Annotated in this window: 24 protein-coding genes and 2 pseudogenes; 11 read left to right on the forward strand and 15 right to left on the reverse strand. The window is 62.2% G+C overall.

Going from position 1 to position 25,458, the window contains the following annotated elements; genetic code table 11:
• Positions 1-262 precede the first annotated feature (262 nt).
• Entirely contained in the window at positions 263-1,138 is an 876-nt protein-coding gene (gene pcaR, locus ACF8MI_RS22365; RefSeq protein ID WP_016713633.1) for a pca regulon transcriptional regulator PcaR, read from the reverse strand.
• A gap of 477 nt (positions 1,139-1,615) precedes the next feature.
• On the opposite strand from pcaR, the gene ACF8MI_RS22370 reads away from it, so the two are divergent.
• Both ACF8MI_RS22370 and ACF8MI_RS22375 read left to right on the forward strand, forming a co-directional pair.
• The gene (locus ACF8MI_RS22370; protein ID WP_003259583.1) at positions 1,616-1,816 is read left to right on the forward strand and encodes a hypothetical protein; all 201 of its coding nucleotides are present in this window, start codon (positions 1,616-1,618) and stop codon (positions 1,814-1,816) included.
• A 323-nt stretch (positions 1,817-2,139) separates the two neighbouring features.
• Positions 2,140-3,612 (forward strand): inorganic phosphate transporter, encoded by a 1,473-nt coding sequence (locus tag ACF8MI_RS22375; protein WP_060497972.1) that lies wholly within the window; start codon positions 2,140-2,142, stop codon positions 3,610-3,612.
• A gap of 109 nt (positions 3,613-3,721) precedes the next feature.
• On the opposite strand, the gene ACF8MI_RS22380 is transcribed toward ACF8MI_RS22375, so the two are convergent.
• Together ACF8MI_RS22380 and ACF8MI_RS22385 are read right to left on the reverse strand one after the other, a co-directional pair.
• Positions 3,722-4,057: a DUF2834 domain-containing protein gene (locus ACF8MI_RS22380; RefSeq protein WP_060497973.1), complete on the reverse strand. Its 336-nt coding sequence runs from the start codon at positions 4,055-4,057 to the stop codon at positions 3,722-3,724.
• A 115-nt stretch (positions 4,058-4,172) separates the two neighbouring features.
• Positions 4,173-5,648 carry a helicase HerA-like domain-containing protein gene (locus ACF8MI_RS22385; protein WP_060497974.1) on the reverse strand — a complete coding sequence of 492 codons (1,476 nt, stop codon included), beginning with the start codon at positions 5,646-5,648 and terminating at the stop codon, positions 4,173-4,175.
• A gap of 225 nt (positions 5,649-5,873) precedes the next feature.
• Between ACF8MI_RS22385 and ACF8MI_RS22390 the strand changes: the two are divergent.
• The 5 genes and pseudogenes from ACF8MI_RS22390 to ACF8MI_RS22410 form a co-directional block, all read left to right on the forward strand.
• Positions 5,874-6,833, forward strand: a pseudogene (locus ACF8MI_RS22390) (cache domain-containing protein); the annotation flags it as partial.
• 261 nt (positions 6,834-7,094) lie between these two features.
• Positions 7,095-7,691 (forward strand): annotated as a pseudogene (locus tag ACF8MI_RS22395) (methyl-accepting chemotaxis protein); the annotation flags it as partial.
• Positions 7,692-7,913: 222 nt separating this feature from the next.
• A complete protein-coding gene (locus ACF8MI_RS22400) occupies positions 7,914-9,035 on the forward strand; it encodes a glycosyltransferase family 1 protein (protein WP_060497976.1) in 1,122 nt (373 codons plus the stop codon).
• A complete protein-coding gene (locus tag ACF8MI_RS22405; RefSeq protein WP_104833360.1) occupies positions 9,028-9,792 on the forward strand; it encodes a DUF2334 domain-containing protein in 765 nt (254 codons plus the stop codon). The genes ACF8MI_RS22400 and ACF8MI_RS22405 overlap by 8 nt, the downstream gene beginning before the upstream one ends.
• Positions 9,789-10,781: a lysylphosphatidylglycerol synthase transmembrane domain-containing protein gene (locus tag ACF8MI_RS22410; RefSeq protein ID WP_200929124.1), complete on the forward strand. Its 993-nt coding sequence runs from the start codon at positions 9,789-9,791 to the stop codon at positions 10,779-10,781. Before ACF8MI_RS22405 ends, ACF8MI_RS22410 begins: the two co-directional genes overlap by 4 nt.
• A 205-nt stretch (positions 10,782-10,986) precedes the next feature.
• Here ACF8MI_RS22410 and purU read toward each other — a convergent pair whose 3' ends face one another.
• Positions 10,987-11,838: a formyltetrahydrofolate deformylase gene (gene purU, locus ACF8MI_RS22415; protein WP_016713625.1), complete on the reverse strand. Its 852-nt coding sequence runs from the start codon at positions 11,836-11,838 to the stop codon at positions 10,987-10,989.
• Positions 11,839-12,123: 285 nt separating this feature from the next.
• On the opposite strand from purU, the gene mvaT reads away from it, so the two are divergent.
• Entirely contained in the window at positions 12,124-12,501 is a 378-nt protein-coding gene (mvaT, locus tag ACF8MI_RS22420; protein ID WP_060497979.1) for a histone-like nucleoid-structuring protein MvaT, read from the forward strand.
• 73 nt (positions 12,502-12,574) lie between these two features.
• Here the strand turns inward: mvaT and sbcB are convergent, their stop codons facing one another.
• From sbcB to ACF8MI_RS22435, 3 genes are all read right to left on the reverse strand, one after another.
• The gene (gene sbcB / locus ACF8MI_RS22425; RefSeq protein WP_200929123.1) at positions 12,575-14,008 is read right to left on the reverse strand and encodes an exodeoxyribonuclease I; all 1,434 of its coding nucleotides are present in this window, start codon (positions 14,006-14,008) and stop codon (positions 12,575-12,577) included.
• A gap of 42 nt (positions 14,009-14,050) precedes the next feature.
• Complete coding sequence (locus tag ACF8MI_RS22430; RefSeq protein ID WP_060497981.1) at positions 14,051-14,410, reverse strand: PilZ domain-containing protein; 360 nt, start codon at positions 14,408-14,410, stop codon at positions 14,051-14,053.
• Between the two features lie 123 nt (positions 14,411-14,533).
• A complete protein-coding gene (locus ACF8MI_RS22435) occupies positions 14,534-14,920 on the reverse strand; it encodes a hypothetical protein (RefSeq protein ID WP_016713621.1) in 387 nt (128 codons plus the stop codon).
• Positions 14,921-15,150: 230 nt separating this feature from the next.
• On the opposite strand from ACF8MI_RS22435, the gene pyk reads away from it, so the two are divergent.
• Entirely contained in the window at positions 15,151-16,605 is a 1,455-nt protein-coding gene (pyk, locus tag ACF8MI_RS22440) for a pyruvate kinase (protein WP_016713620.1), read from the forward strand.
• Between the two features lie 119 nt (positions 16,606-16,724).
• Here the strand turns inward: pyk and ACF8MI_RS22445 are convergent, their stop codons facing one another.
• Positions 16,725-17,645, reverse strand: coding sequence for an iron-sulfur-binding ferredoxin reductase (locus ACF8MI_RS22445; RefSeq protein ID WP_156867679.1), 921 nt, complete (start codon positions 17,643-17,645; stop codon positions 16,725-16,727).
• 248 nt (positions 17,646-17,893) lie between these two features.
• Here ACF8MI_RS22445 and ACF8MI_RS22450 point away from each other — a divergent pair, with 248 nt between their 5' ends.
• A complete protein-coding gene (locus ACF8MI_RS22450) occupies positions 17,894-19,417 on the forward strand; it encodes a fumarate hydratase (protein WP_051098439.1) in 1,524 nt (507 codons plus the stop codon).
• A gap of 128 nt (positions 19,418-19,545) precedes the next feature.
• Here ACF8MI_RS22450 and ACF8MI_RS22455 read toward each other — a convergent pair whose 3' ends face one another.
• A complete protein-coding gene (locus ACF8MI_RS22455; protein WP_060497983.1) occupies positions 19,546-20,136 on the reverse strand; it encodes a GNAT family N-acetyltransferase in 591 nt (196 codons plus the stop codon).
• Positions 20,137-20,251: 115 nt separating this feature from the next.
• Here ACF8MI_RS22455 and ACF8MI_RS22460 point away from each other — a divergent pair, with 115 nt between their 5' ends.
• Positions 20,252-20,650 carry a nuclear transport factor 2 family protein gene (locus tag ACF8MI_RS22460; protein ID WP_060497984.1) on the forward strand — a complete coding sequence of 133 codons (399 nt, stop codon included), beginning with the start codon at positions 20,252-20,254 and terminating at the stop codon, positions 20,648-20,650.
• A 44-nt stretch (positions 20,651-20,694) separates the two neighbouring features.
• Here ACF8MI_RS22460 and ACF8MI_RS22465 read toward each other — a convergent pair whose 3' ends face one another.
• The 6 genes from ACF8MI_RS22465 to ACF8MI_RS22490 all read right to left on the reverse strand — a co-directional run bounded on the left by ACF8MI_RS22465 (position 20,695) and on the right by ACF8MI_RS22490 (position 25,428).
• Positions 20,695-21,273, reverse strand: a complete 579-nt coding sequence (locus ACF8MI_RS22465) for a DJ-1/PfpI family protein (protein WP_060497985.1) — start codon at positions 21,271-21,273, stop codon at positions 20,695-20,697.
• Positions 21,274-21,317: 44 nt separating this feature from the next.
• Positions 21,318-22,475: a phosphatidylserine/phosphatidylglycerophosphate/cardiolipin synthase family protein gene (locus ACF8MI_RS22470; RefSeq protein WP_060497986.1), complete on the reverse strand. Its 1,158-nt coding sequence runs from the start codon at positions 22,473-22,475 to the stop codon at positions 21,318-21,320.
• 1 nt (position 22,476) lies between these two features.
• Positions 22,477-23,058: a YceI family protein gene (locus ACF8MI_RS22475; protein WP_104833364.1), complete on the reverse strand. Its 582-nt coding sequence runs from the start codon at positions 23,056-23,058 to the stop codon at positions 22,477-22,479.
• 44 nt (positions 23,059-23,102) lie between these two features.
• Entirely contained in the window at positions 23,103-23,399 is a 297-nt protein-coding gene (locus ACF8MI_RS22480; RefSeq protein WP_060497987.1) for a hypothetical protein, read from the reverse strand.
• Positions 23,396-24,472 carry a serine hydrolase gene (locus ACF8MI_RS22485; RefSeq protein ID WP_200929122.1) on the reverse strand — a complete coding sequence of 359 codons (1,077 nt, stop codon included), beginning with the start codon at positions 24,470-24,472 and terminating at the stop codon, positions 23,396-23,398. The genes ACF8MI_RS22480 and ACF8MI_RS22485 overlap by 4 nt, the downstream gene beginning before the upstream one ends.
• A 68-nt stretch (positions 24,473-24,540) precedes the next feature.
• A complete protein-coding gene (locus tag ACF8MI_RS22490; protein ID WP_060497989.1) occupies positions 24,541-25,428 on the reverse strand; it encodes a hypothetical protein in 888 nt (295 codons plus the stop codon).
• Between the last annotated feature and the right edge of the window lie 30 nt (positions 25,429-25,458).

Consider the following 25,458-nt stretch of genomic DNA (forward strand, 5'->3'; position numbering starts at 1 on the left):
GGGCGATGAGTGGGGAATATGGCCTGCGTCAGCCTGGATACAACGGTACTGCGCGCGGGTGCGGCCGCGGCAGCGAGGGGACAGTATTCATGTTATGTGCCTCTTATGTTTTTCTTGTTCGGTAGGCAGGGCCGACCGTTGCGAGAAACATTAATCAGCGGGCGCAGGTGAAGCAATTCACCCGTAACGACACTGTGCGTTTATCGCACAGGAAACGGTTTTGCCTGTTCTATTTTGGGGCCGCCTTGCGGCCCCGCCAATTTCAACCAAACAACTGATGGCAAAGGTCGCGGCTGGCAGCGAGCAAAATCGGCAAGAAGCGCTGCTCCAACTCACTGCGCGTTACACGCCCTACGTGGGTACTCACGTTCAACGCCGCCAACACCTGCCCCGAAGCGTCATACACCGGCACCGCAATCGATCGCAGCCCCTGCTCCAGCTCCTGGTCCACCACGCACCATCCCTGGGCGCGCACCTGCTGGATGCAGGCGAACAACGATTCAGGGTCATGCAGGGTACGGCTGGTGCGCGCTTTCAGGTCGGCACGCTCCAGGTACTCGCGCAGGCTGGTGTCGTCCAGGGCCGCCAGCAGAATGCGCCCCATCGACGTGCAGTAGGCCGGCAGGCGCCCTCCCACCGACAGGTCGACCGAAATCAGCCGCTCCACCGTGGCCGAACGGGCTATATAAAGGATGTCGTCACCTTCGAGCGTGGCCATGTTGGCCGCCTCGTGCAACTGGTCGCTGATGCGGTCCAGGTATGGCTGGGCAGAAATCGCCAGCGGTGTCGACGACAGGTAGGCATGCCCCAGGGTCAGCACTTTGGGCAGCAGCGAATAGGTACGCCCGTCGGTGGTGGCGTAACCCAGCTTGATCAACGTATGCAGGCAACGGCGCACCGCTGCACGAGGGATTTCCGTACGGTGGCTGATCTGGGCGATGGTCAGGTGGCGCTTGCGCTCCTGGAACGCCTGGATCACGGCCAGGCCACGTGCCAGGGAGGTCATGAAGTCCGGGTCGCCGGTAAAGGCCTGGATGCGCTTGGCCGGAGAAGCCACGATCGGGGGCGCCATGGCAGCCGAAGCAGGCCGTGCTACCTCCGGATTGCCCGAATCGTTGCCCAGGGTTTCGTCACTCATCGCACACCTCAAAAAAAACGCCGGTTCGTGCGATTATCGAACAAACGGCCGATAATCGCAATTGACCGCCGACACTTTTGCTTATACCTTTCTCATGCCACTTGTGGCTTCTTTGGAGAGACTGGTCAGGTACCCACCGTAGAAGTCCCCAGGCAACGGCCTCGCCTTCTGGCGAGGCCGTTTTTCATTCGGGCCTCATCCCGGCGTTGCAGCGAACTTTTATCCGCCTTGTCTTTCAAACTTGTACGAAAGGTCCAAACTGTTTCCAGGCACATCCCACTACTTACGTCAGATGATGCCAAGACCGGGTAAATAACGATGTTCGGCGAATTACCGGTTGCTATAATCGATTGCGCAGGCCCCGACACCAGCGTGGTCAAGGAACCTTCCGTTGTATCCAGCCGTTGCGGCCCGCATGGCCTGTGCATGCTGCACAGTGCATAACAACAGTCATTACTCTTAATTCAGGTACTGCATGTGACGAAAGATGAACTGCGCGCAGAACTCGAGCGCCAGGCTGAACGTTACAAGGATGTTTACGGCGGCGAAGTCACCACTTATGCCGCACAACCGGATCCGGAACGCAAACCTTGGCGCAAACGTGCCAGTGTGCGGGACCAGGCTTTCAGCCAGGAACTGGAACGCATGGAAAAGGAACTGCGCAGCGACACCCCCTGACCCCAGGACTACGCCAGCGCGTCGTCGCCCGGCCAGCCCGGGCGCGGTCAAAATTGATTCGATCTTTACCGCCTGACCGATGATGAAATGGAATTACACAAATTTCATACGATCGTTTGAATGGTGGCAAGCCAGCATTTTCTTGGCTTTTATGCCTGATTTCGCCAAACTTTACGCTTTTTAGCCGATATTTCCCTGCCTGAAGACCCCACCTTGCACGGCGCACCCACGCCATGAAGATAGCCATCGGTCTGTAGCAGGTGCATCGATTGCCAAGGTTTTCTGGCATAATCCCGCCCCCCTATGACCGCCAGACAACCTTCATGATCGATTTATTCAGCGGACTGGATGCCTGGGTGTTGGTGAGCCTGCTGCTCGCCTTGACCTTCGTACTCGCCTTCGAGTTCATCAATGGCTTTCATGACACCGCCAACGCGGTAGCTACCGTCATCTATACCAAAGCCATGCCGCCGCACCTCGCCGTGTTCTTCTCCGGCGTGTTCAACTTCCTTGGCGTTCTGCTCGGCGGTGTTGGGGTGGCCTATGCCATCGTGCACCTGCTGCCGGTAGAGCTGCTGATCAACGTGAACACCGGACACGGCCTGGCCATGGTCTTCTCGCTGCTGGCTGCGGCCATCACCTGGAACCTGGGCACCTGGTACTTTGGCATCCCCGCTTCCAGCTCGCACACGCTGATCGGCTCCATTCTCGGCGTCGGCCTGGCCAACGCCCTGATCAACGACATTCCGCTGGGTGACGGCGTCAACTGGCAGAAGGCGATCGACATCGCCATGTCGCTGGTGGTCTCGCCAATGGCCGGCTTCGCCGTTGCCGCCCTGGTGCTGATCGGCCTGAAGTGGTGGCGCCCGCTGTCGAAGATGCACAAAACCCCCGACCAGCGCCGCAAGCTCGACGACAAGAAACACCCGCCGTTCTGGAACCGCATGGTGCTGGTGGTTTCCGCCATGGGCGTCAGCTTCGTGCACGGCTCGAACGACGGCCAGAAAGGCATCGGCCTGATCATGCTGGTGCTCATCGGTATCGTCCCGGCCAAGTTCGTCCTCGACCTGAACAGCACCACCTACCAGATCGAGCGTACCCGCGACGCCACGCTGCACATGAGCCAGTTCTATCAGCGCAACGCCGCCACCCTGGGCGAGTTCCTGGCACTGGGCAAAGCCAAGTCCAGCGACCTGCCGGAGCAGTTCAGCTGCAACCCGCAGCAGACCGAGCCGACCATTGCCGCGCTGCAGGCCTCGCTGCAAGGCGTGACCGACTACCACAGCCTGAGTGCCGACAAGCGTGTCGAAGTGCGTCGCTACCTGCTGTGCCTGGATGACACGGCGAAGAAGGTTGGCAAGCTGCCAGGCCTGGAGGCCCGTGAAAAGGCCGACCTGGAAAAACTGCGCAAAGACCTCACTGCCACTACCGAATACGCCCCGTTCTGGGTAATCGTGGCCGTCGCCTTGGCCCTGGGCCTGGGCACCATGGTTGGCTGGAAACGCGTAGTACTGACCGTCGGCGAGAAGATCGGCAAGCAGGGCATGACCTATGCACAGGGTATGTCGGCACAGATCACCGCAGCCTGCGCCATCGGCATGGCCAACGTGTTCGCCCTGCCGGTATCGACCACCCACGTGCTGTCGTCCGGCGTGGCCGGCACCATGGTCGCCAACAAAAGCGGCCTGCAAGGCGGCACCGTGAAGACCATCCTGTTGGCCTGGGTCCTCACCCTGCCGGCCTCGATGGGCCTGGCGGCCGGCCTGTTCTGGCTGGCATCGAAAGCCATTGGCTGAGTGATAACGCTCTGAACGAAGGCGCCCATGGGCGCCTTTTTTTTCATTCCACAATGCGGCCTGGTCCGTCGCACGCTCTCCAGCAACCGCAGTGCAGGGTGATGAAGGGTTAATCCAGAACAGCTGCGTCAAGCCCGGTAGCCGCAAGATGACGCTCCCGGAAGAAAAGAAAAAGTGGCAACGCCAAGGAAGGACCAACAGCAAGGCTACACAGCGGCACCCACAGTCGGCGCATTCCCAGCCGACGACCTTCTACTATCACGAATACAACAACCACTATTCCTGAAATGAGTACATCAGCCCAAGCGAATGCAGCGATATTGTCGGAAGTTGCCTGTTGCACCAGTAGCGGTATGCTGAGGCCGTGAACAGCGAGCCACGGAATAAATTGCGAAAGTGGCAAAGCCGCGCCCGCAAAACACAGAATAATGTAGATGACCTGCATATTGACTCCTGTCGATCCAAACCTTATGTAGAACACGCCGACCGCTGGCCGTATCGGGTGCTTTCCGTATGAAAGAGCGCAAGCCTTTGCCGACTTCTTCGTGGGTACAGGCCAACTACCTTTTCTTACCCCCCAGCAACGACCCCATCAACCCGCGCACCAGTTGCCGCCCCAGCTGATTGGCCGCCTGCCGCACCGCCGATTTGATCGCCTGCCCCGCCGCACTCTGCAAGAAGTCCCCCGCCTTGTCGGCAAAGCTCTCCTCATCCGCCTTTGGCTGCGGCGCCGGTTCCACGGCCTCGCCCTTGCGCTGGGTCAGCATTTCATAAGCCGACTCACGGTCCACCGGCTTGTCATAGCGCCCCGCCAGCGGCGAAGCGGCAATCAGCGCACTGCGCTCAGCCGCAGACAATGGTCCGATGCGCGACTGCGGCGGTGCAACCAGCACCCGCTGCACCATGGCCGGCGTGCCCTTCTCTTCCAGCGTACCCACCAGCGCCTCGCCAATCCCCAGCTCGGTCAACACTGCCAGGGTGTCGAACGCCGGGTTGGGGCGAAAGCCATCGGCCACCGCTCGCAACGACTTCTGCTCCTTGGCGGTAAAGGCCCGCAAGCCATGCTGAATACGCAAACCCAGCTGGGCCAACACCGCATCCGGCAGGTCGCCGGGCGACTGGGTAACGAAGTACACCCCCACACCCTTGGATCGAATGAGCCGCACCACCTGCTCCAGCCGGTCCTGCAACGCCTTGGGCGTGCCGCTGAACAGCAAGTGCGCTTCATCGAAGAACAATGCCAGGACCGGTTTGTCGGCATCCCCACGTTCGGGCAACTGCTCGAACAACTCCGCCAGCAGCCACAGCAGAAAGGTGGCGTAAACCTTGGGCGCTTCGTGCACCAACCGGCTGGCATCGAGCAGGTGGATGCGCCCACGGCCATCCGGGTCCGGCCGTAGCAGGTCTTCAAGCTGTAATGCCGGCTCACCGAACAGTGCCTCGGCGCCCTGCTGCTCCAGGGTCGCCAGCCGCCGCAACAACGCCTGGGTTGAGGCAGTCGTCATCAGGGCGCTGTCTTCGCCCAGCAGTTGCGGGTTGTCCTTGAGGTGCGCGAGCAGCGCCTTGAGGTCTTTCAGGTCCAGCAGCAACAGGCCCTCGCGGTCGGCAACCTTGAAGGCGGCGTACAGCGCGGCTTGCTGGCTGTCGGTCAGCTCCAGCAGGTTGCCCAGCAGCAGCGGCCCCATCTCACTGAGCGTGGTGCGCAAGGGGTGGCCGGACTGCCCCGCTATATCCCACAAGCTCACGGGATAGGCCCGAGGCGTATGCCCCAGCCAGGGCATGCCGGCGATGCGCTCGGCAACCTTGCCCTGTGGCGCACCGGCAGTCCCCAGGCCACAGAGGTCACCTTTGACGTCGGCCGCGAACACGGCCACCCCTGCGTCACTGAACACTTCCGCCAGGTGCTGCAGAGTGACGGTCTTGCCCGTGCCCGTTGCACCTGCCACCAGACCGTGACGGTTGGCCAGCCGCATCGCTTGCCCGACTGGCTGGCCATCCGGGCCAGCGCCTACAACAATGGTCGAAGATTCCGACATCTCATTAATCCTCTGCTCAAGCTTTACCTTAATTCGGCCGATACCTTCGGGTGATATTCGCCTTAATAGAGAGGAACAACCGAAAAGGGAGATTTCGGGATGTTGCACTGCCTTGCGCTCCTCTGGAGCGGACGCCTGATATAACACCTTAGCGGAACCGATTACGCCATGAACAAAAGCCTTCGTTTCAGCCACAAGATTCTTTTGGCCGCATCACTGATCGTGATGCTCGCCTTCAGCCTTTTCACCCTCTACAACGATTACCTCCAGCGTAATGCGATCCGCGAGGACCTGGAAAACTATCTGGCTGAAATGGGCGCCTCCACGTCGACCAACATTCGTAACCTTTTCGAAGGCCGTATCAAACTGGTAGAGAACCTGGCGCAGAACATTGCCCAGGACCCGACCAAGGCCGAAACACTGATGGGCCAGAATGCCCTGATTTCCAGCTTTCTTACCGTTTACCTGGGCAAAACCGACGGCGGCTTCAGCGTACGCCCGGACGCCAAGATGCCCGATGGCTACGACCCGCGCACCCGCCCCTGGTACAAGGACGGCATGAATGCGGCAGGCGCGACCCTGACCGAGCCGTACATCGACATGACCACCAACAAGATGGTCATTGGCATCCTCAGCAAGGTGTCCAGCAGTGTCGGCGTGGTGGGTGGCGACCTGGCCCTGGACGGCCTGGTGCAGATCATCAACTCGCTGAACTTCGGCGGCATGGGCTACGCCTTCCTGGTCAACGATCAAGGCAAGGTCCTGGTGCACCCGGACAAAGACCTGGTGATGAAGTCGCTGTCGGACCTGTTCCCGCAGCACACGCCGAAACTGACCGGCGAACTGACCGAAGTGCAGAGCGATGGTCAGGCCCGCCTGCTGACCTTCACCCCGATTACCGGCCTGCCGTCGGCCAACTGGTACATCGGCCTGTCGGTGGACAAGGACAAGGCTTTCTCGATGCTCAGCACTTTCCGCACCTCGGCGGTGATCGCCACGGTGGTAGCGGTGGTGATCATCATCGGCCTGCTGGGCCTGCTGATCCGCGTGTTGATGCAGCCGCTGCACACCATGACGCGCGCCATGGAAGACATTGCCGAAGGTGAAGGCGACCTGACCAAACGCTTGCGCATTCACAACCACGACGAGTTCGGCATCCTCGGTAACGCCTTCAACCGGTTCGTCGAGCGCATTCACAGCAGCATCCGCGAAGTGTCCTCGGCCACCGAGCAGGTCAACGAAGTGGCCCTGCGTGTGATCAGTGCTTCGAATTCGTCGATGACCAACTCCGACGAGCAGTCCAACCGTACCAACAGCGTGGCAGCCGCCATCAACGAACTGGGTGCCGCCGCCCAGGAAATTGCCGGCAACGCTGCCCAGGCTTCACAGCATGCAAGCTCCGCGCGCCTGTTGGCCGAGGAAGGCCAGCAAGTGGTCGAGCGCAACATTGCCGCGATGAACCGCCTGTCCGACCTGATCGTCACGTCCAGCGAGCATATCGAAACGCTGAACAGCAAGACCGTGAATATTGGCCAGATCCTCGAAGTGATTACCAGCATTTCCCAGCAGACCAACCTGCTGGCGCTGAACGCCGCTATCGAGGCGGCCCGCGCCGGTGAAGCCGGGCGTGGCTTTGCCGTGGTCGCCGATGAAGTACGCAACCTGGCGCACCGCACCCAGGAATCGGCGCAACAAGTGCAGACCATGATCGAAGAGCTGCAGGTCGGCGCCCGTGAGTCGGTCGAGACCATGGACCAGAGCCAGCGTCACAGCCAGGACAGTGTGCAGATCGCCAACCAGGCCGGTGAGCGGCTGGACAGCGTGACGGTGCGCATTGGCGAGATCGACGGCATGAACCAGTCCGTGGCCACGGCTACCGAAGAGCAGACCGCCGTGGTCGAGGCCATCAACATGGACATCAACGAGATCAACATGCTCAACCAGGAAGGCGTGGAGAACCTCCAGGCCACCCTGCGCGCCTGTTCCGACCTAGAGCAGCAGGCTGGTCGCCTTAAACATCTGGTGGGCAGCTTCCGCATCTAAGCACGTACCGCGTCGCCTGCTTCGCGGGCAAGCCCCCACAGAGACAGCGCAGGCCTTGATACTTGCGCGGCCTCCTGTGTGCGGGTTTACCCGCGAAGAAGCCCACGCCGCTCCCCGCCCAACCCCGATCGAACAAACTATCCTTCTGAAAGGTCAACCTTTAGGCGTGTCATCGCCGGCCCGTTACCGCCGGATGACAGACCCGAAGACGATCCCGGAGGGATGCTGATCGTGCACATCGCCGACATCACCATGTTCTACGCCCCAGCCAGCGGTGGCGTACGTACCTATCTTGATGCCAAACACCACCGCCTCGACGCCATCCACGGCGTACGCCATAGCCTGTTGATTCCCGGGGCCAGCGCCCGGCATGCCGATGGCATCTTTCAGGTACCCGCCCCACCCCTGCCGTTTGGCAAGGGCTACCGGTTTCCAGTACGCCTGGCCCCTTGGTGCAAGACACTGCGTACGCTCAAACCCGACCTGATCGAAGTCGGCGACCCCTACCTGACCGCCTGGGCGGCACTGGAGGCAAGGCGCCAACTGGATGTGCCGGTGATCGGCTTCTACCATTCCGACCTGCCGTTGCTGGTCAGCAACCGCATGGGCAACTGGTTCACGCCCAATGTCGAGGCCTACGTGAGCAAGCTGTACGGCAATTTCGACCGGGTGCTGGCGCCCAGCCAGGTCATGGCCGACAAACTGCGCCGCCTGGGCATACGCGACGTGCATGTGCAACGCCTGGGCGTGGACCTGGCCACGTTCAACCCCGACCAGCGCGACCCGCACTTGCGTGCGCAGCTGGGCATTGCCGACACCAGCCGCCTGTTGATTTACGCCGGCCGCGGTTCGCGGGAAAAGAACCTGCCGGTGCTGCTCGACTGCATGCAGCAGCTCGGCGCCCCCTACCACCTGGTGTTGGTAGGTTCGAGCATGCCCGCCAACGTGCCACACAATGTCAGCGTCATCGACCACTTCTGCCCGGCTGCAGAGGTGGCCCGGCTGATGGCGAGCGCCGACCTGCTGGTGCACGCGGGCGACCAGGAAACGTTCGGCCTGGTCCTTCTCGAAGCCATGGCCAGCGCTACGCCGGTGGTGGCCGTGCGCGCGGGTGCCTTTGGTGAAATCATCAATGATCAGTGCGGCCTCCTGTGCCGCGCCAACGATGGCCGCGCCATGGCAACCGCTGTGCGCGAAGCGTTCGAGGCTGGCGTAGGCAAGCTGGGGGCGCAGGCCCGTCGGCATGTAGAACAGCATTACTCGTGGGATAACGTGGTCGCGGGCCTGCTCCAGCACTACCAGGCCGTGCTCGGCTATCAGCCACAGGTGCGTGCCCATGCCTGAGCCCTCCTCCAGCCACCGCAGCCTCATGCTGGTACTGCATGATGTAGCCCCGGAAACCTGGCCGGACTACGAGCCGTTCGTAGAGGCCGTCGATGCGCTGGGCAATGTGCCCATGACATGGCTAGTGGTTCCGGACTTCCATCGGCGCAATCCGCTGCACCTGGCACCCTCGTTCTGCCGTCTGTTGGACAAACGCCTGGCCAACGGGGACGAACTGGCGCTGCACGGCTACGCCCATGCTGACGAAGGGCCGCCACCGCGCCGCCCCATCGACTACTTCATGCGGCGCATTTATACCCATGAGGGCGAGTTCTACAGCCTCGATGAAGCCGAAGCACTTACCCGCCTGCAGGAGGGCCTGGCACTGTTCGAGGGCCAAGGTTGGCCTGTGGCAGGGTTTGTCGCACCGGCCTGGCTCATGAGCCAGGGCACTCGGCAAGCGTTGCGTCGCCTGCCGCTGAAGTACACCAGCACACCGCAGCATCTGTACCGTTTGCCTGACTTCATCCCCATCGATGCACCAGGCCTTGTCTGGAGCGCCCGCAGTGCATGGCGTCGCACGTTGTCCCGCGTGCTGTGCGACTGGCAATGCCGTCGTTGGAAAGGCGCGACCACATTACGCCTGGGGCTGCACCCGGTAGACATGCGCCATCGCTCGTCCCGCGACTATTGGCTGCGAACACTGGAACAACTGCTGAAGGATGGCCGCGAACCGCTGACCAAATCGGCCTGGCTGGAGCGCCAGGTGGCAGCATGAACCGCTGGGCCTTGCTGACGCTGGCATTGTTGGGCGCAGCGCTGGTGCCAGCGCTGTTGGGAGGTAGCCAGCTGCTTCCCAGACTAAGCCGGTTCGACCCGCAACTGCTGCTCATATTGTTTGGCATGATTCTGTCGTGCTGGGTCATCAACACGCTGCGCTTGCGCTTGTTGCTGGGTGAGCAGGCAAAACAGTTAAGCCACGCACGCAGCCTCGGCGTGGTCATGGCCACGGAGTTTGCCATCTGCACGACACCCGGTGGCAGTGGCGGGCCATTGACCCTGATGGCCCTGCTGGCGCGTCACCGCATCGGCCCGGCACGCAGCGGCGCCGTGTTCGCCATGGACCAGCTGAACGATCTGGCGTTCTTCTTCTGCGCAATGCTCGCGATAGCCGGCTACGCCTTGTTCAACAGCCTGGGCCGCAGCCAGGAAAGCATGCTGCTGGGCAGCGCACTGCTGCTCTGCACGGCACTGGCCGGGGTGATCGGGCTGTTGCGCTACCGGCGCATGGTAATGCGCATGAACGGCAGGCTGCTGCAGCACTTGGGCGTAGGCCGGCTGCGCCAGCGCCGCTGGGCGCGCAAACTGCTGCACTTCATCGATGCACTGGCGCAGACCTGGCGCCTGCCCAAACGCACCCTGAGCCTGGTATTCACCCTGACCTGCGCCCACTGGGGCCTGCGCTACAGCGTGCTGTACCTGGTATTGAGAGGGTTGGGTGTGGACCTGGCGTGGATACCCAGCTTTCTGGTGCAGATGCTATCGCTCAGTGCCGGCCAGTTCAGCCTGTTGCCTGGAGGGGCAGGGGCCGCCGAGTTGACGTCGGCCAGCCTGCTGACGCCCTTGGTGGGCAGTTCGACCGCAGCGGCGGCGGTCCTGATATGGCGGGCAGTTACTTACTACTTTTATCTGCTGGCGGGTGGGCCGGTGTTCGTGTGCCTGCTGGCGCGTCCGTTGCTGGAGCGCTGGCGGCGTCAGGCGGGTTGAGCTGCTGCCAGAGTTCGGCGGCGCCAGGGAAGTCGGTGCCGTCAGTGTCATCCAGGGCTTCGGGGTCGTAGCGGGCCAGGCAGCCTTCGCCGAGGGTGGGCGGGGGTGAAGCAGTGGGGGTGTTACGTTGCTTGGCCATGGAAGTTCCTTTCAAGATTCCCGGGGGCGCTTTGCGCCCCAGAGTCTCAGAGCCAACCGGCCAGTATCAGTCAAACACCACGGTCTTGTTGCCATGCACCAGCACCCGGTCTTCCAGGTGATAACGCAGGCCACGGGCCAGCACCATCTTTTCTACATCGCGGCCAAAGCGGACCATGTCTTCGATGCTGTCGGCATGGCTGACGCGTACCACGTCCTGCTCGATGATCGGGCCGGCGTCCAGCTCTTCGGTAACGTAGTGGCAGGTCGCACCGATCAGCTTCACGCCACGCAGAGCGGCCTGATGGTAAGGCTTGGCACCAACGAACGACGGCAGGAAGCTGTGGTGAATGTTGATCACCTTCTCGGCATAGTCCTGGCACAGTTGCGGCGGCAGGATTTGCATATAGCGGGCCAGCACTACCACGTCAGCAGCATGCTCATTGACCAGGCGCGACACTTCGGCAAAGGCCGGGGCCTTGTCCTTGGGATCGACCGGTACATGGAAGAACGGAATACCGTGCCACTCGACCATGCTGCGCAGGTCGTTGTGGTTGGAGATCACGCAGGGGATCTCGCAGTCCAGCTCGTCTGTATGCCAGCGATGCAGCAGGTCGGCCAGGCAGTGCGACTCGCGGCTGGCCATCAGCACCACGCGCTTTTTCTGCGCCGAGTCGGTAATGCGCCAGGTCATGGAGAACTCTTCGGCAATGGGCGCAAACGCCTCGCGGAAGGCTTCGATACCGAACGGCAGCGATTCGGCGCGGATTTCATGGCGCATGAAGAACCAGCCGCTGTGCTCATCAGAGTGGTGGCTGGCCTCGTTGATCCAGCCATTGTACAAGGCCAGGAAATTACTGACTTTCGCCACGATGCCTACGCGGTCGGGGCAGGCGATCACCAGACGATAGGTGCGCATGAATGAGACTCCAGAACTTCGCAAAGGCGCCTATTCTAGCGGCCCGACAGAAAAAACGCAGTATTGATCGCAGCCGCGTGGGTCAATGCTGGCCAGCAAACGCAGCAGCGCGCCTTGTCTGACAGACATGACGAAATAGCGGGCCTTTATGTAAATTTTTGTTCACCTGGAGAAATGTTGTCACAGCTTAATTAACAGTTAACTGCCCAATAGCATGTTTACTTGCGACTATCGCCTGTCTATTATTGCCCCACACATTTCTGAACACGCATTAAGGAACACTCCATGTCCCTGATCAACGAGTACCGCGCCACCGAAGAAGCCATCAAGGAACTTCAGGCCCGCCTGGCCAACCTGTCGCAGGATGACAAGCTGAAGAAAGAACTGGAGTTCGAAGGCAAACTGCGCACGCTGATGGGCGAGTACTCCAAGTCGCTGCGCGACGTGATTGCCCTGCTCGACCCAGAGTCGAAACTGAGCAAGGCACCTCGTGGTGCGGTCAAGGCTGTTGCCACCAAGCGTGCACGCAAGGTCAAGCAATACAAAAACCCGCACAACGGTGAAGTGATCGAAACCAAAGGCGGCAACCACAAAACCCTGAAAGAGTGGAAAGCCACTTGGGGTGGCGATGTGGTTGAAAGCTGGGCGACCCTGCTGGACTGATTGTCCATCTACGCCTTTTGCTTATCGCAACAAAAACGCCGGCACATCGCCGGCGTTTTTGTTTGTCTGGTGATCAGCCAACTGCAAATTGTGCCTGCAATTGCCGGGCATGCACTTGCCAAGCCTCCAGCACACGCCGGCCCGCTTCGTCAGCGCCCTCCCAGGCTTGCTGGCGTGCTTGCTCAAAGTCACCCAGCGTATTCGGTGCCCCCCATCGCGGGTCGCTCAGGCGCTGCTGGCAGAAGCCATGCCAGCGCTGGCGTTCTTCGCTATTCAAGGTATCGGGGAAGTTGCGCGCCCGATAGCGGAACAACAGTTCCGGTAAGCGCGGGTCATCGAACATCCACTGCCCATGGCTCAACTGCGCCGGTTCCAGCGCACGAACTTGTTCGCATAAGCGTCGGTCACGGTCACCAATAAAACCCTCGTACAATTGCTGTTCCGGGTCCTCGCTCGGGGCAAACTCATCCTTGCCATAGATGTGCTCCAGCTTGTCTTGCCATTGCGCCTGTTGATTGGCCAACGCTTCACCGCGCAATTGTAACAACGTCAAGTCCAGGCCCAATCGCTGTTGATCGACCGGGCGCAATACCGACAACGGCGCCAGTACCGGGCAGCGATTGATCTGCACCAGTTTGAGCGGTACCGGTAATTCACCCTCGGCCAATTCATCATGCCGGGTGTACAAACGCTGGCGCAAAACTTCAGCACTTTCCCGTAGTAACGGTAGGGTTTCCTGATACAGGTCGCACACAATCAGTGCATTGCGATTACGCGGGTGCCAGGCCAGTGGCAATACGACACCCAGGTAATTACGCGCCGCCGAAAAGCGCCCGGATATATGCACCAGCGGCTGTAACAAACGGATTTGCTCCATCACTTTATGCTTACTGCGTAACTGGAACAGCCAGTCATACAATTTGGGCTGCTTCTGCCGAATCAGGCGGGCCAGGGCAATGGTTGCCCGTACGTCGGAAAGCGCTTCGTGGGCATGCCCGTGATCAATGCCATTGGCCTTGCTCAGCAGCTCCAGGCGCAGGCTGGTGCGGCCGTCCTGCTGCGGCCATTCAATACCGTCCGGGCGCAGGGCATAGGCAGTACGCACGATATCGATCAGATCCCAGCGGCTGTTGCCGCCCTGCCACTCACGGGCATAAGGGTCGAAAAAGTTGCGGTACAGACTGTAGCGGGTCACTTCATCGTCAAAGCGCAGGGTGTTGTAGCCGGCACCACAGGTGCCCGGTTGAGCCAGCTGTGCATGCACCCGGGTCATGAACTCGGCTTCGCACAGCCCCTGCTCGGCCAGCAGCTGTGGCGTGATGCCGGTCACCAGGCAAGCGGCCGGATGCGGCAGGATATCGTCGGAGGGCCGGCAATAAAGGCTGATCGGCTCGTCAATCTCGTTGAGGTCAAAGTCTGTGCGCACACCGGCCACCTGCAGTGGGCGGTCGCAGCGCGGGTTGATGCCGGTGGTTTCGTAGTCGTGCCAGAAAATGCTGGAGGTCACGGGGTCGTCCTGTATCGAGGTCGACCCGATTCTAGCGCAGCCTCAGACAGAAGCGTTGGCGGGGTGAAAGCTGAAGTAGTCACGCAACGAATGCACGAACTCGTCGTATTCGCGCGGGGCCTGCAGCAGCATGAAGCCCGAATCATAGTGCCCGGGCGTCTGGTCTTCACGGCACCACAGGCAACTGGCGGTGAGGTTGACGAACTGATGCCCTCCGCCGACCAATGGCATGCGCAGTTGCAGCTCGTAATCCGGCCCGACCAGCACGGGCAGCTGGCTGATGACCATCAAGCCATCTTCGGAGGCATTGCCTAGCTGGCCGATTTCCTGATTGGTAAACCGGTTGAACACCTTGAGGACACAAGGCAGCTGATGGCGTTCGATATGGCGCTTGTTGAACATGATCGCGAGTGTATTCCGTACCTGATGCCAGGAATACAAGGAACTGGCGGTTGTTGTAACAGCTGAGTTACAGATTAGCGCAGCAGGCGCTGCAAATCTCGTGAAATAAACCACACCTTGGTGTTAACGCCAAGGTACGGTCGTCACCGGCTTGGCCACCGCCGTTTCACCGCCGCGCAAATGGCCCAGTTTCTCCAGCGTCTGCAGGCGGGCCTGGGCGCGATAGGCATACTCGTTGCCCGGGTACTGCTGGATCAGGTACTGATAGGTCTGCGCGGCATCCACATAAAGCGCCTGGCGCTCCAGGCACTGGCCGCGTAGCAGCGACACCTCGGGGTGGATAAATGGCCGCGCACGGCTGGTGCGGTCGACCTGCGACAGCTCCAGCATGACCCGGGCGCAATCGCCACGGTCGTAGGCACGGTAGGCATTGTTCAGGTGGTGGTCCATCGACCAGCGGGTACAGCCGACGACGCTGGCGGCCAGGGCTAAAACGATCAGGGCTCGCATGGGGATCTCCTTAGATGGGAAGTATATCGGCCGCTATCGGGTTTTCTTCAGCTGCGAGCTGCAAGCTGCAAGAAAAAGCAGCGCCTGCGCCACTCGCGCTTTTACTTGTAGCTTGCCGCTTGTAGCTTGCAGCTGCCCTACCCAGAAGGTCGCAGGTAGTGCAATGGAACAATGACTACAGCGAGATTCAGGAGTAGCCTTTCGCTGCGCTTCACTATAGGAGTCTGTGCATGAGCATCCGCCGTACCAAAATCGTCGCCACCCTTGGCCCCGCCAGCAACTCGCCGGAAGTGATCGAACAGCTGATCCTCGCTGGCCTGGACGTGGCACGTCTGAACTTCTCCCACGGCACTCCGGACGAGCACAAGGCCCGCGCGCGCCTGATCCGTGACATCGCCGCCAAGAACGGCCGCCATGTAGCGTTGCTGGGCGACCTGCAGGGTCCGAAGATCCGCATCGCCAAGTTCGCCAACAAGCGCATCGAATTGAAGATCGGTGACAAGTTCACCTTCTCTACCGCCCACCCGCTGACCGAAGGCAACCAGGACATCGTCGGTATCGACTACCCCGACCTGGTCAAGGACTGCGGCGTCGGTGACGAACTGCTGCTGGACGATGGCCGCGTGGTCATGCGCGTCGAAACCGCCACTGCAGATGCCCTGCACTGCGTGGTGATCATCGGTGGCCCGCTGTCGGACCACAAAGGCATCAACCGCAAAGGTGGCGGCCTGACCGCACCGGCCCTGACCGAAAAAGACAAGGCCGACATCAAGCTGGCGGCGGAAATGGACCTGGACTACCTGGCCGTGTCCTTCCCGCGTGACGCCAGCGACATGGAATACGCGCGCAAGCTGCGTGACGAAGCCGGTGGCAGCGCCTGGCTGGTGGCCAAGATCGAACGCGCCGAAGCAGTTGCCGACGACGAGACCCTCGACAAGCTGATCGCCGCCTCCGACGCGGTGATGGTTGCCCGTGGCGACCTGGGCGTGGAAATCGGCGACGCCGAGCTGATCGCCATCCAGAAGAAGATCATCCAGCACGCCCGCCGCAACAACAAAGCGGTGATCGTGGCGACCCAGATGATGGAGTCGATGATCCAAAACCCGATGCCGACCCGTGCCGAAGTGTCCGACGTGGCCAACGCCGTGCTGGACAATACCGACGCGGTGATGCTGTCGGCTGAAAGTGCTGCAGGTTCGTACCCGATCGAAGCCGTTCAGGCCATGGCCCGCATCTGCCTGGGCGCTGAAAAGCACCCGACCAGCCAGAAGTCCAGCCACCGCCTGCACACCACCTTCGAGCGCTGCGACGAAAGCATCGCCCTGGCGGCCATGTACACCGCCAACCACTTCCCGGGCGTGAAGGCGATCATCGCCCTGACCGAAAGCGGCTACACCCCGCTGATCATGTCGCGCCTGCGTTCGCACGTGCCGATCTTCGCCCTGTCGCCGCACCGCGCCACCCAGGCACGCGCCAATATGTTCCGTGGCGTGTACCCGATTGCCTTCGACCCGGCTTCGCTGCCGGCCGACAAGGTGAGCCAGGCTGCGGTCGACGAACTGCTCAAGCGTGGTTTGGTGGAGCAAGGTGACTGGGTGATCCTGACCAAGGGTGACAGCTACCACACCATCGGTGGCACCAATGGCATGAAGATTCTGCATGTCGGTGATCCGCTGGTCGGCTGATAGCCCTCGGGGTCCGCTTGACGGCCTCATCGCGACCTTCGGTCGCTCCTACAGGGGATCGCAGTTCTCTGTAGGAGCGACCAAAGGTCGCGATGAGGCCGGTACAATCAACACATGCCTCAGGCATGCTCGACAAACACATCAGCAAACACCTGCCCCCGCGGCACCCCGGCAATAAACAGCCGCCGCGCAAACCGCTCAACACTCCCCGGTGCCCCACACACCAGCGCCACCGTCTGCCGTGACGTCAGCCGCAACCCGGCCAGCGCTTCCTCCACATGTTCCGCCATCACCAACTCGGTAGTCACACCTGCCATTCCCTGCAACGGCCCAGCCAGATAATGCCCGGCGCTGTCCTCCGCCACATGCAGCACCCGAATCTCGCCGCGATGCCCCTGCCGCACCGCCTCGCGCAGGATGCCCCACAACGGCGCAAGCCCGGTGCCCGCAGCCAGCAGCCATAGAGGCCGGTCCTGCCAGTCCGGATCGTAATGCAACGCCCCGCCTCTGAACTCGCCCAGGCGCAGCACATCACCCACCTGCAAACCACGGGCCTTGTCGCAGAAAGCGCCAGGGCGCCGGCAATCGATGTGGAACTCCAGAAAGTCCTCTTCCCCCGGCAGGCTGGCCAGCGAATACGGCCGCGCTACCGAACCATTCCACAACACCGCATGCTGCCCCGCCTGGTAACGCACCGCCCGTTCAGGCCGCAGCCGCACGCGCAACACATCACCGAACCAATCCAGCGCACAGACATGGGCCGGCACGCCATCGCGCTGCGGGTCGAACAGCGCCACTTGCAGGTCCTCGACCACCCGGCACTGGCAGGCCAGGCGCCAGCCCAGGGCATGCTTGTCCAGCGCCAGGGCCTCGGGCAGGGCATCCAGCGGTTGCCCGGCCAGGCAATGCACCAGGCAGGCATGGCAACTGCCGGCGCGGCAGCTGTAAGGCACGTTGAGCCCGGCATCGTTCAAGGCATCGAGCAGGTTGCTGCCGGTTGGCACCGCCCAGCGGCGCTCGCCCACGCAAAGTTCGGGCATGGTTGGTCGTTCTCCACAAATCACAGTCCACTGTAAGCCAAGCGCGCAACGGCAGCAAAAAGGATGCCCAACCACTGCCGACCATGGTCCAGACCCACCGCAGGTGTGCCCGGCACGGATGCGCGCTATACTGCCGCGCCTTTTTCCGTCGGCCTGACCTGCCGGCGCCTTGCAAGGCGCTTCGACACGCTGGTCGGCACCGTCGAGCGCCGTAATGAATGTTCCCGTCTTTAAGAGGAGCGCGCTGCATGACCGTGATCAAGCAAGACGACCTGATTCAGAGCGTCGCCGACGCCCTGCAATTCATTTCGTACTACCACCCCGTCGATTTCATCCAGGCCATGCACGAGGCCTACCTGCGTGAAGAGTCGCCCGCTGCGCGCGATTCCATCGCCCAGATCCTGATCAACTCGCGCATGTGCGCCACCGGCCACCGCCCGATCTGCCAGGACACCGGTATCGTCACCGTGTTCGTGCGCGTGGGCATGGACGTGCGCTGGGACGGCGCCACCCTGAGCGTCGACGACATGATCAACGAAGGTGTGCGTCGCGCCTACAACCTGCCGGAAAACGTCCTGCGCGCTTCGATCCTGGCCGACCCGGCCGGTGCCCGCAAGAACACCAAGGACAACACCCCGGCAGTGATCCACTACTCCATCGTCCCCGGCGACAAGGTCGAGGTCGATGTCGCAGCCAAAGGCGGCGGCTCGGAGAACAAGTCGAAGATGGCCATGCTCAACCCGTCCGACTCGATCGTCGACTGGGTACTGAAGACCGTCCCGACCATGGGCGCTGGCTGGTGCCCGCCTGGCATGCTCGGCATCGGCATCGGCGGTACCGCCGAGAAAGCCGCCGTCATGGCCAAGGAAGTGTTGATGGAGTCCATTGACATCCATGAGCTCAAAGCCCGTGGCCCGCAGAACCGCCTGGAAGAAATCCGTCTGGAGCTGTTCGAGAAGGTCAACCAGCTGGGCATCGGCGCCCAGGGCCTGGGTGGCCTGACCACCGTGCTCGACGTCAAGATCATGGACTACCCGACCCACGCCGCGTCGCTGCCGGTGTGCATGATCCCCAACTGCGCCGCTACCCGCCACGCCCATTTCGTGCTCGATGGCTCCGGCCCGGCCGAGCTGGAAGCACCGTCGCTGGACGCCTACCCGGAAATCGTCTGGGAAGCCGGCCCGAGCGCCCGTCGCGTCAACCTCGACGACATCACCCCGGAAGAAGTCGCCAGCTGGAAGCCGGGCGAGACCATCCTGCTCAACGGCAAGATGCTGACCGGCCGCGATGCTGCGCACAAGCGCATGGTCGAGATGCTCAACCGTGGCGAAGAGCTGCCGGTCGACCTGAAAGGCCGCTTCATTTACTACGTAGGCCCGGTCGACCCGGTCGGTGACGAAGTGGTTGGCCCAGCCGGCCCGACCACCGCCACCCGCATGGACAAGTTCACCCGCCAGATCCTTGAGCAAACCGGCCTGCTGGGCATGATCGGCAAGTCCGAGCGTGGCCCGACCGCCATCGAAGCGATCAAGGACAACAAAGCCGTCTACCTGATGGCCGTGGGTGGCGCTGCCTACCTGGTGGCCCAGGCCATCCGCAAGTCGAAGGTCCTGGCCTTCGCCGAGCTGGGCATGGAAGCGATCTACGAGTTCGAAGTCAAGGACATGCCGGTGACCGTTGCCGTAGACAGCAACGGTGAGTCGGTACACATCACAGGCCCTGCCCTGTGGCAGAGCAAGATTGCCGAGAGCCTGGCAGTCGAAGTGAAGTAAGCCTGATGTAAATGCGGTGCGTTTTTCGCGATAAAACAGCGAAGAGCGCACTGCAGCTTTTACCGGAAGCTACCAAACGGCTCCGGCCAATCCCTGCAGGTAAGTACCTGCCCTTGCTACCCCTCTCTTCATATTGGCAGTTCCTTCAGCCAGTAGGACATCAGTTTGTCGGTGCATTCCGTCTCATCCAGGTCTCGCCAGGCAAAGCTTGTGCGCAACGATGGGTCGTGCAGAAAACCCCGGTTACGCCAGAAGCCGTGCAAGGGTTTGTAGTCTGCTGGCCGCCTCGGGTGCACGCCTGGCCGCTCGACCGCACAGAATGCGCAGTAATCAAATTCGGCCAGCTTGTGCGCGTAAGATTCACGTTCGATGAAGAAGCGCACCCCCAAGCCCTGACCCCGGTATTCCGGCAGTACCAGCGACCCACCGAAGTAGTACACGCTGGCCGGGTCACGCCCTTGGGCCAGGAAAGGCTGCTGGAATTCGGGGGCGACATCCACCAGTGGCAGGCCGGTGGAGGCGCCGACCACCTGGCCGTCGTCCAGCGCCAGCACCACCAGGCTGCGTCCGGAGCGGGTATAGGTAGCGAGGTAGTCGGCCTCGTATTCCGGAGTGCCGTCGTAAAGGTAAGGGAACTCGCGAAACACGCTAAGGCGCAGGCGAGCGAGGTCATCGATGTAAGGCGCGATAGCGGCGCCGTGCAACAGGCGTATTTCCATGCTTGGCGGTCGTTTTGTCGATGTGGATGACGCGCTCGGCTAAGCCGGGCTTGAGGGGAAACCCTATCATCCGGGGCAACGACCGGCCTTTTCCCGACACGACAGGTATTGTTCCATGACCGCTACCGAACTGGTAAATGCTTACTACGCCGCCTTCAACGCCGGTGACATGCAAGGGGTTCTGGCGCTACTGAGCGAGGACGTGATCCACGACATCAACCAGGGCGAGCGGGAGATGGGCAAGGCGCGGTTTGCCGCGTTCATGGACAAGATGAACCGCTGCTACCGCGAGCGCCTGGCCGACATCGTGGTGATGCAGAACGGCGATGGCAGCCGTGCGGCGGCAGAGTTCACAGTACACGGTGAATACCTGGCCGATGACGAAGGACTGCCAGCGGCCAACGGGCAGACCTATGTGCTGTCGGCGGGGGCTTTCTTCTATATCCACTGCGGCAAGATTGCCCGGGTGACCAACTACTACAACCTCAATGACTGGGTTGAGCAGGTTGCCTAAGCCTGTACCGGCCTCTTCGCGGGCTTGCCCGCGAAGAGGCCCTGTCAGGCGATACGGGTACCCAGCACTTTCAGGAATGCCGCCAGCCACGCCGGATGCGCTGGCCATGCAGGGGCCGTGACCAGGTTGCCGTCCACATGTGCCTGGTCCACCGCAATATCAATGAATGTCCCACCCGCCAACCGCACTTCCGGCGCACATGCCGGGTACGCGCTGCATTCGCGCCCTTCCAGCACACCCGCCGCCGCCAGTAGCTGGGCACCGTGGCACACGGCAGCAATCGGCTTGCCTGCCTGGTCAAATGCCCGCACCAGCTCCAGCACCTTTTCATCCAGGCGCAGGTACTCCGGCGCACGGCCACCCGGGATCAGCAGCGCGTCGTAACTCTCGGCCCGCACCCGCACGAAGTCATAATTCAGGGCAAAGTTGTGCCCCGGCTTTTCGCTGTAGGTCTGCTCACCCTCAAAATCATGAATGGCGGTGCGTACCGTCTGCCCCGCCAGTTTTTCCGGGCACACCGCGTGCACCGTGTGGCCGACCATGCTCAAGGCCTGGAACGGCACCATCGCCTCGTAATCCTCGACGTAATCGCCCACCAGCATCAGGATCTTCTTCGCCGTCATCGCACCCACTCCTTCGGTTAACAGATACTGCACGATAGCCCCTGTCAGTCACGGCGGTCGAGCAGGTTGACCACCAGCCGGTCGATCCATCCCCAGATCCGCTGCTTCACCCTGCGCCACAGCGGCCGGGCATGCCAGTGGTCGAGGTCGACTTCCTCGCTCAAGGCAAAGTCACGCTCGAAGCTGGCCACCACAGCCGCCGTCAGTGGCGGGTCCAGCGCCTCAATGTTGGCTTCGAGGTTGAAGCGCAGGTTCCAGTGGTCGAAGTTGCACGAACCAACGCTGACCCAGTCATCTACCACGGCCATCTTCAGGTGCAGGAAGCACGGCTGGTATTCGAAAATCCGCACCCCGGCACGCAGCAGCCGTGGGTAGTAGCGGTGCCCGGCGTAGCGTACCGACGGGTGGTCGGTACGAGGGCCGGTCAGCAACAGGCGCACATCAAGCCCTTTGCTGGCAGCACGGCGTAACGAACGGCGCACGCTCCAGGTCGGCAGAAAATACGGTGTGGCCAGCCATACCCGCTGCTTGCCACTGTTCAGCGCCCGCACCAACGAATGCAGGATGTCCTGGTGCTGGCGGGCGTCCGCATAGGCCACCCGCCCCATGCCTTGCCCTTGCGCAGGCAGTTTAGGCAGGCGCGGCAGGCCAAAGCCTTCGGCAGGGCGCCAGGCGGTGCGGCGGTTGTTGGCGGACCACTGGCGGTCAAACAGCAGTTGCCAGTCGGTAACCACCGGCCCCTGAATCTGCACCATCACCTCATGCCATTCGCTGGTCGCATCGCCCGGCGTCCAGAACTCGTCGGTAACACCCGTGCCGCCCACCACTGCCCAGCGTTCATCCACCAGCAGCAGTTTGCGGTGGTCGCGGTAAAGGTTGCGCAGGCCGCGCTTCCAGCGCAGGCGGTTGTACCAACGCAGGTACACGCCGGCCTCCAGCAGGCGCTGGCGCAAGGCGCTGTTGAACGCCAGCGAGCCATAGTCATCGAACAGGCAGCGCACCCGTACACCGCGCCGGGCGGCCTGTTCCAACGCCTCGACCACGGCTTCGGCACACGCGCCAGCCTCGACCAGATACAACTCCAGATCGACCTGGAACTCAGCACGCACGATCGCCGTGAGCATGCGCGGAAAGAACTCGGGGCCGTCGATCAGCAGTTCGAACTGGTTGCCATCCCGCCAGGGGAAGACCGGCCCCGGCATGTCAGCGGGCGGTGAAGATCAGCACCGCGCTAACCGGCACCGACGGGTTGATGGACTTGAGCCCGGCGAGCTTGCGCAGGGTTTGCAGCCCAGGCAGCAGGCCGAAATCCTCGGCACGTAGCACCAGAGGTTCGAGGGTTACCACCTGAAAGCGTCGCTCATCCAGACGCGTGGCCAGAAGCAGGGCGTTGTAGCTGTGCGACTGGCCATGCAGGATAACGGTAAGCGGCAGACGCAGTTCGATCTGGGCACCGTTGGCCAGGTCGTTGATTGGCCGCAGGTCCAGTTGCGCCTGCACCTTGGCTTCGGCAAAACGCTCGACCTCGAACAGGTCGTCACGCATACGCTCGTCACGCAGCGGGATGCCGCTGCTGACCGAATCCATCTCGATACTCAAGCCGGCCGCCCCCTTGCGGTCGACCTTGCCATGCAGCACCAGAAAGCGATGCACCTCGGCCGTGTCACCGTTCTTGCCGGTAATGAACGACAGGCGCGACGATTCGCCATCGAGGTGCCAATTGGCGTGGGCGGGCAGGCACAAAGCCAGCAGCAGGGCAGGCAAAAGACGGGGCAGCTTGAACATGACAGATCTCGTGAAACCAGGCCGCCAACCTTACCCGCCCGCCTTCATGGCAGCAAGCGGCAGCCCTCGCGCGGGCCCAGCCAGGCAGCCTGGTTGCGCCGCCCCAGGCCCTCGGCAGTGATGTGTCGCTGCGAGGTGTTTTCCTCAAGCAGGCTCAGTGGCAGCCACTGTTTTACATAGCCTTGGCAATACGCCTGCTCGAAGCTCATGACGAAGCGGCACGAGCAGTATTCCTTGGCCGAGTAGGCCGAGAGAATGCCAGGGAAGTCTGCCAGGGCCTGACGCTCGTACCAGGCCCAGAACACCAGCCCCGACAGCACCAGCAGCAGTACGCGTTTCATGCCCCCTCCCCGGCCAGTGCCGCCAGCACTCGCTTGAGCAGTTCGTCATGCTGGTAAGCGCCGTCCCGGTCATCGGCATAGCGCACGATCACCAGCTTTTGCCTGGGCAAGATGTACAGCGCCTGGCCCCAATGGCCCAGGGCGGCGAAGGTGTCTGCGGGTGCATTTGGCCAAGGCCGTGTAGCGCCGGCCAGCGGCTGGTTGAGCCACCAGTGGCCGCCTGGGTTGGCCTCTGCGGGGACAGGTTCGGCATGGGCAAACGGCGTACGGTTGAAGGCCACCCAGGCCTTGGGCAACAGTTGCCGGCCTTGCCACCGCCCCTCGCGTTGCATCAGCAAGCCGATACGGGCCAGGTCACGGGCGCTGAGGTAGAGGTAGGAAGAGCCCACATAGGTGCCCGCCTGGTCACGTTCCCACACCGCGCTGTCGATACCCAGCGGGGTGAATAATGCGTACCAGGGGTAATCGGCGTACTGCCCGGCATCGAGCATGCCGCGCAGTGCGGCGGCCAGCAGGTTGCTGTCGCCACTGGAATAGAGGAACCGCTGGCCAGGGCTGGCCGTCGTACCTCGGGCTGCCGTGTAGGCGGCCATGTCTTCGTGGCCACGGGTATACAGCATGGCCACCACCGAGGACTTGAGCGGGGCGTATTCGTAGCCTTCCTGCCAGTCCAGGCCACTGGCCCAGTGCAGCAGGTCGGTCATGCGCACGCCCGGGTGGGTGCGCATGGCGGGATAGAAACGCGCGACCGGATCTTGCAACTGGAAGCGTCCCTCTCCTTGGGCCACGCCCATCAGCGTGGCGAGTACGCTTTTGCTGACCGACCAGGTCAGGTGTGCGGTGGCGGCAGTGGTGGGGTCGGCGTAGCGTTCGTGGAGGATGCGGCCATCGCGGATGATCAGCAGGGCGTCGGTGCGGATGCCGCTGCGGTCTGGGGTACGGGTGGGGAAGGCGTAAGTGTCGACGGCTTGCCAGTTGAGGGTGTCAGGGTCGGTCTGCCATTGCGGATCAGGCCAGTTTTCAGCCCAGGCGCTGCCCGAAACCATCGCAATGATGACCAACAGTACCTTCATTGTGATCGCCTTGATTGGGGCCGCTTTGCGGCCCCAGATTCAGAAAATCATGAAAAACTAGCAGGCATTCATGACAATCCCGCAGCAGCCCAGGCTTTGTTCAGCCGCTTCTCCCGGGCCGCCGCCGCCAGCGCCATCACCCCTTGGTCCCGCTGCCAGATCTGCGCCCAATGCGCCGGCCCCGCTGCCAAGGCCGCATCAATCTCCCCCCGCAACGCCTGGAACTGCGCAAACAACCCACCCAGCAGCAAATGGCACCCCACACTGTCGGCACACTGCCGGCTGCCCTCGGCACACCCGGCCAGCAATCCAAGCAATTGCAGCCGCAACCCCTGCGGCCAGGCGCACGCCTGTCCGACGCCATATAACCAGGCCGTCAACGCCGCCAGCACATACAAGTCTTCCAGCGAGCGGAACGGTTTCACATAGGCATCCCAACCGTCACCGGCCAGCAACTCGCACGCGGCCTGCTCCAGCACCAGCCGGCCATGGCCCACTTCCGGCATCAACGGCAGGGTTGGTAGCGGTTCGAGCGTTACCCCAGGCTCCCCGGGATAGACCACCGCCAGGTTCAACTGTGGCGCCGCACCAGCCGCCTCGCTACGCGCGGCCACCAGTAGCCACTCGGCATCCAGCCCGGCCGTGACGAAATCCTTGCTGCCCGTGAGCCGCAAGTGGTCGAGCCGCGTATGCATGTCCGCTGGCCGCACGCTGCGCCGCTCGGTGGCGCACAGGGCACCGAGGCTTGGCGGGGCACTGGGCCACAGCACACGCAAGGCAGCCTGGTAACCCACCAGGAACGCCAGGCCCGGCGTGGCCATCGCACGCCCGCCCAACACCGCCAGTTCAAAAGGGGCAACCGGGCCGAGGCGCTCAAGCAGCGCGGCGTAGGTTTCGCCAAGGGTGCCCGCCAGCGCTTGGCGAAGCGGGTCGTTCAGTCGTTGCAACCAGGCCATGTGACGGCTCCTTGCTGGGGCTTTCTGGTC

Source organism: Pseudomonas sp. yb_9 (assembly GCF_043103635.1).
Classification (GTDB): domain Bacteria; phylum Pseudomonadota; class Gammaproteobacteria; order Pseudomonadales; family Pseudomonadaceae; genus Aquipseudomonas; species Aquipseudomonas monteilii.

Bases quoted from the DNA above. Each gene is read 5' to 3' on its own strand.
- purU (WP_016713625.1), bottom strand. From the start codon at position 11,838: ATGCGCACCTATCGTCTGGTGATCGCCTGCCCCGACCGCGTAGGCATC.
- ACF8MI_RS22475 (WP_104833364.1), bottom strand. From the start codon at position 23,058: ATGTTCAAGCTGCCCCGTCTTTTGCCTGCCCTGCTGCTGGCTTTGTGC.
- ACF8MI_RS22465 (WP_060497985.1), bottom strand. From the start codon at position 21,273: ATGACGGCGAAGAAGATCCTGATGCTGGTGGGCGATTACGTCGAGGAT.
- pcaR (WP_016713633.1), bottom strand. From the start codon at position 1,138: ATGAGTGACGAAACCCTGGGCAACGATTCGGGCAATCCGGAGGTAGCA.
- ACF8MI_RS22405 (WP_104833360.1), top strand. From the start codon at position 9,028: ATGCCTGAGCCCTCCTCCAGCCACCGCAGCCTCATGCTGGTACTGCAT.
- ACF8MI_RS22430 (WP_060497981.1), bottom strand. From the start codon at position 14,410: ATGTTCAACAAGCGCCATATCGAACGCCATCAGCTGCCTTGTGTCCTC.
- ACF8MI_RS22410 (WP_200929124.1), top strand. From the start codon at position 9,789: ATGAACCGCTGGGCCTTGCTGACGCTGGCATTGTTGGGCGCAGCGCTG.
- mvaT (WP_060497979.1), top strand. From the start codon at position 12,124: ATGTCCCTGATCAACGAGTACCGCGCCACCGAAGAAGCCATCAAGGAA.
- ACF8MI_RS22470 (WP_060497986.1), bottom strand. From the start codon at position 22,475: ATGCCGGGGCCGGTCTTCCCCTGGCGGGATGGCAACCAGTTCGAACTG.
- pyk (WP_016713620.1), top strand. From the start codon at position 15,151: ATGAGCATCCGCCGTACCAAAATCGTCGCCACCCTTGGCCCCGCCAGC.
- ACF8MI_RS22435 (WP_016713621.1), bottom strand. From the start codon at position 14,920: ATGCGAGCCCTGATCGTTTTAGCCCTGGCCGCCAGCGTCGTCGGCTGT.
- ACF8MI_RS22480 (WP_060497987.1), bottom strand. From the start codon at position 23,399: ATGAAACGCGTACTGCTGCTGGTGCTGTCGGGGCTGGTGTTCTGGGCC.
- ACF8MI_RS22445 (WP_156867679.1), bottom strand. From the start codon at position 17,645: ATGCCCGAACTTTGCGTGGGCGAGCGCCGCTGGGCGGTGCCAACCGGC.
- ACF8MI_RS22385 (WP_060497974.1), bottom strand. From the start codon at position 5,648: ATGTCGGAATCTTCGACCATTGTTGTAGGCGCTGGCCCGGATGGCCAG.
- ACF8MI_RS22460 (WP_060497984.1), top strand. From the start codon at position 20,252: ATGACCGCTACCGAACTGGTAAATGCTTACTACGCCGCCTTCAACGCC.
- ACF8MI_RS22380 (WP_060497973.1), bottom strand. From the start codon at position 4,057: ATGCAGGTCATCTACATTATTCTGTGTTTTGCGGGCGCGGCTTTGCCA.
- ACF8MI_RS22450 (WP_051098439.1), top strand. From the start codon at position 17,894: ATGACCGTGATCAAGCAAGACGACCTGATTCAGAGCGTCGCCGACGCC.
- ACF8MI_RS22490 (WP_060497989.1), bottom strand. From the start codon at position 25,428: ATGGCCTGGTTGCAACGACTGAACGACCCGCTTCGCCAAGCGCTGGCG.
- ACF8MI_RS22455 (WP_060497983.1), bottom strand. From the start codon at position 20,136: ATGGAAATACGCCTGTTGCACGGCGCCGCTATCGCGCCTTACATCGAT.
- ACF8MI_RS22375 (WP_060497972.1), top strand. From the start codon at position 2,140: ATGATCGATTTATTCAGCGGACTGGATGCCTGGGTGTTGGTGAGCCTG.
- ACF8MI_RS22485 (WP_200929122.1), bottom strand. From the start codon at position 24,472: ATGAAGGTACTGTTGGTCATCATTGCGATGGTTTCGGGCAGCGCCTGG.
- ACF8MI_RS22400 (WP_060497976.1), top strand. From the start codon at position 7,914: ATGCTGATCGTGCACATCGCCGACATCACCATGTTCTACGCCCCAGCC.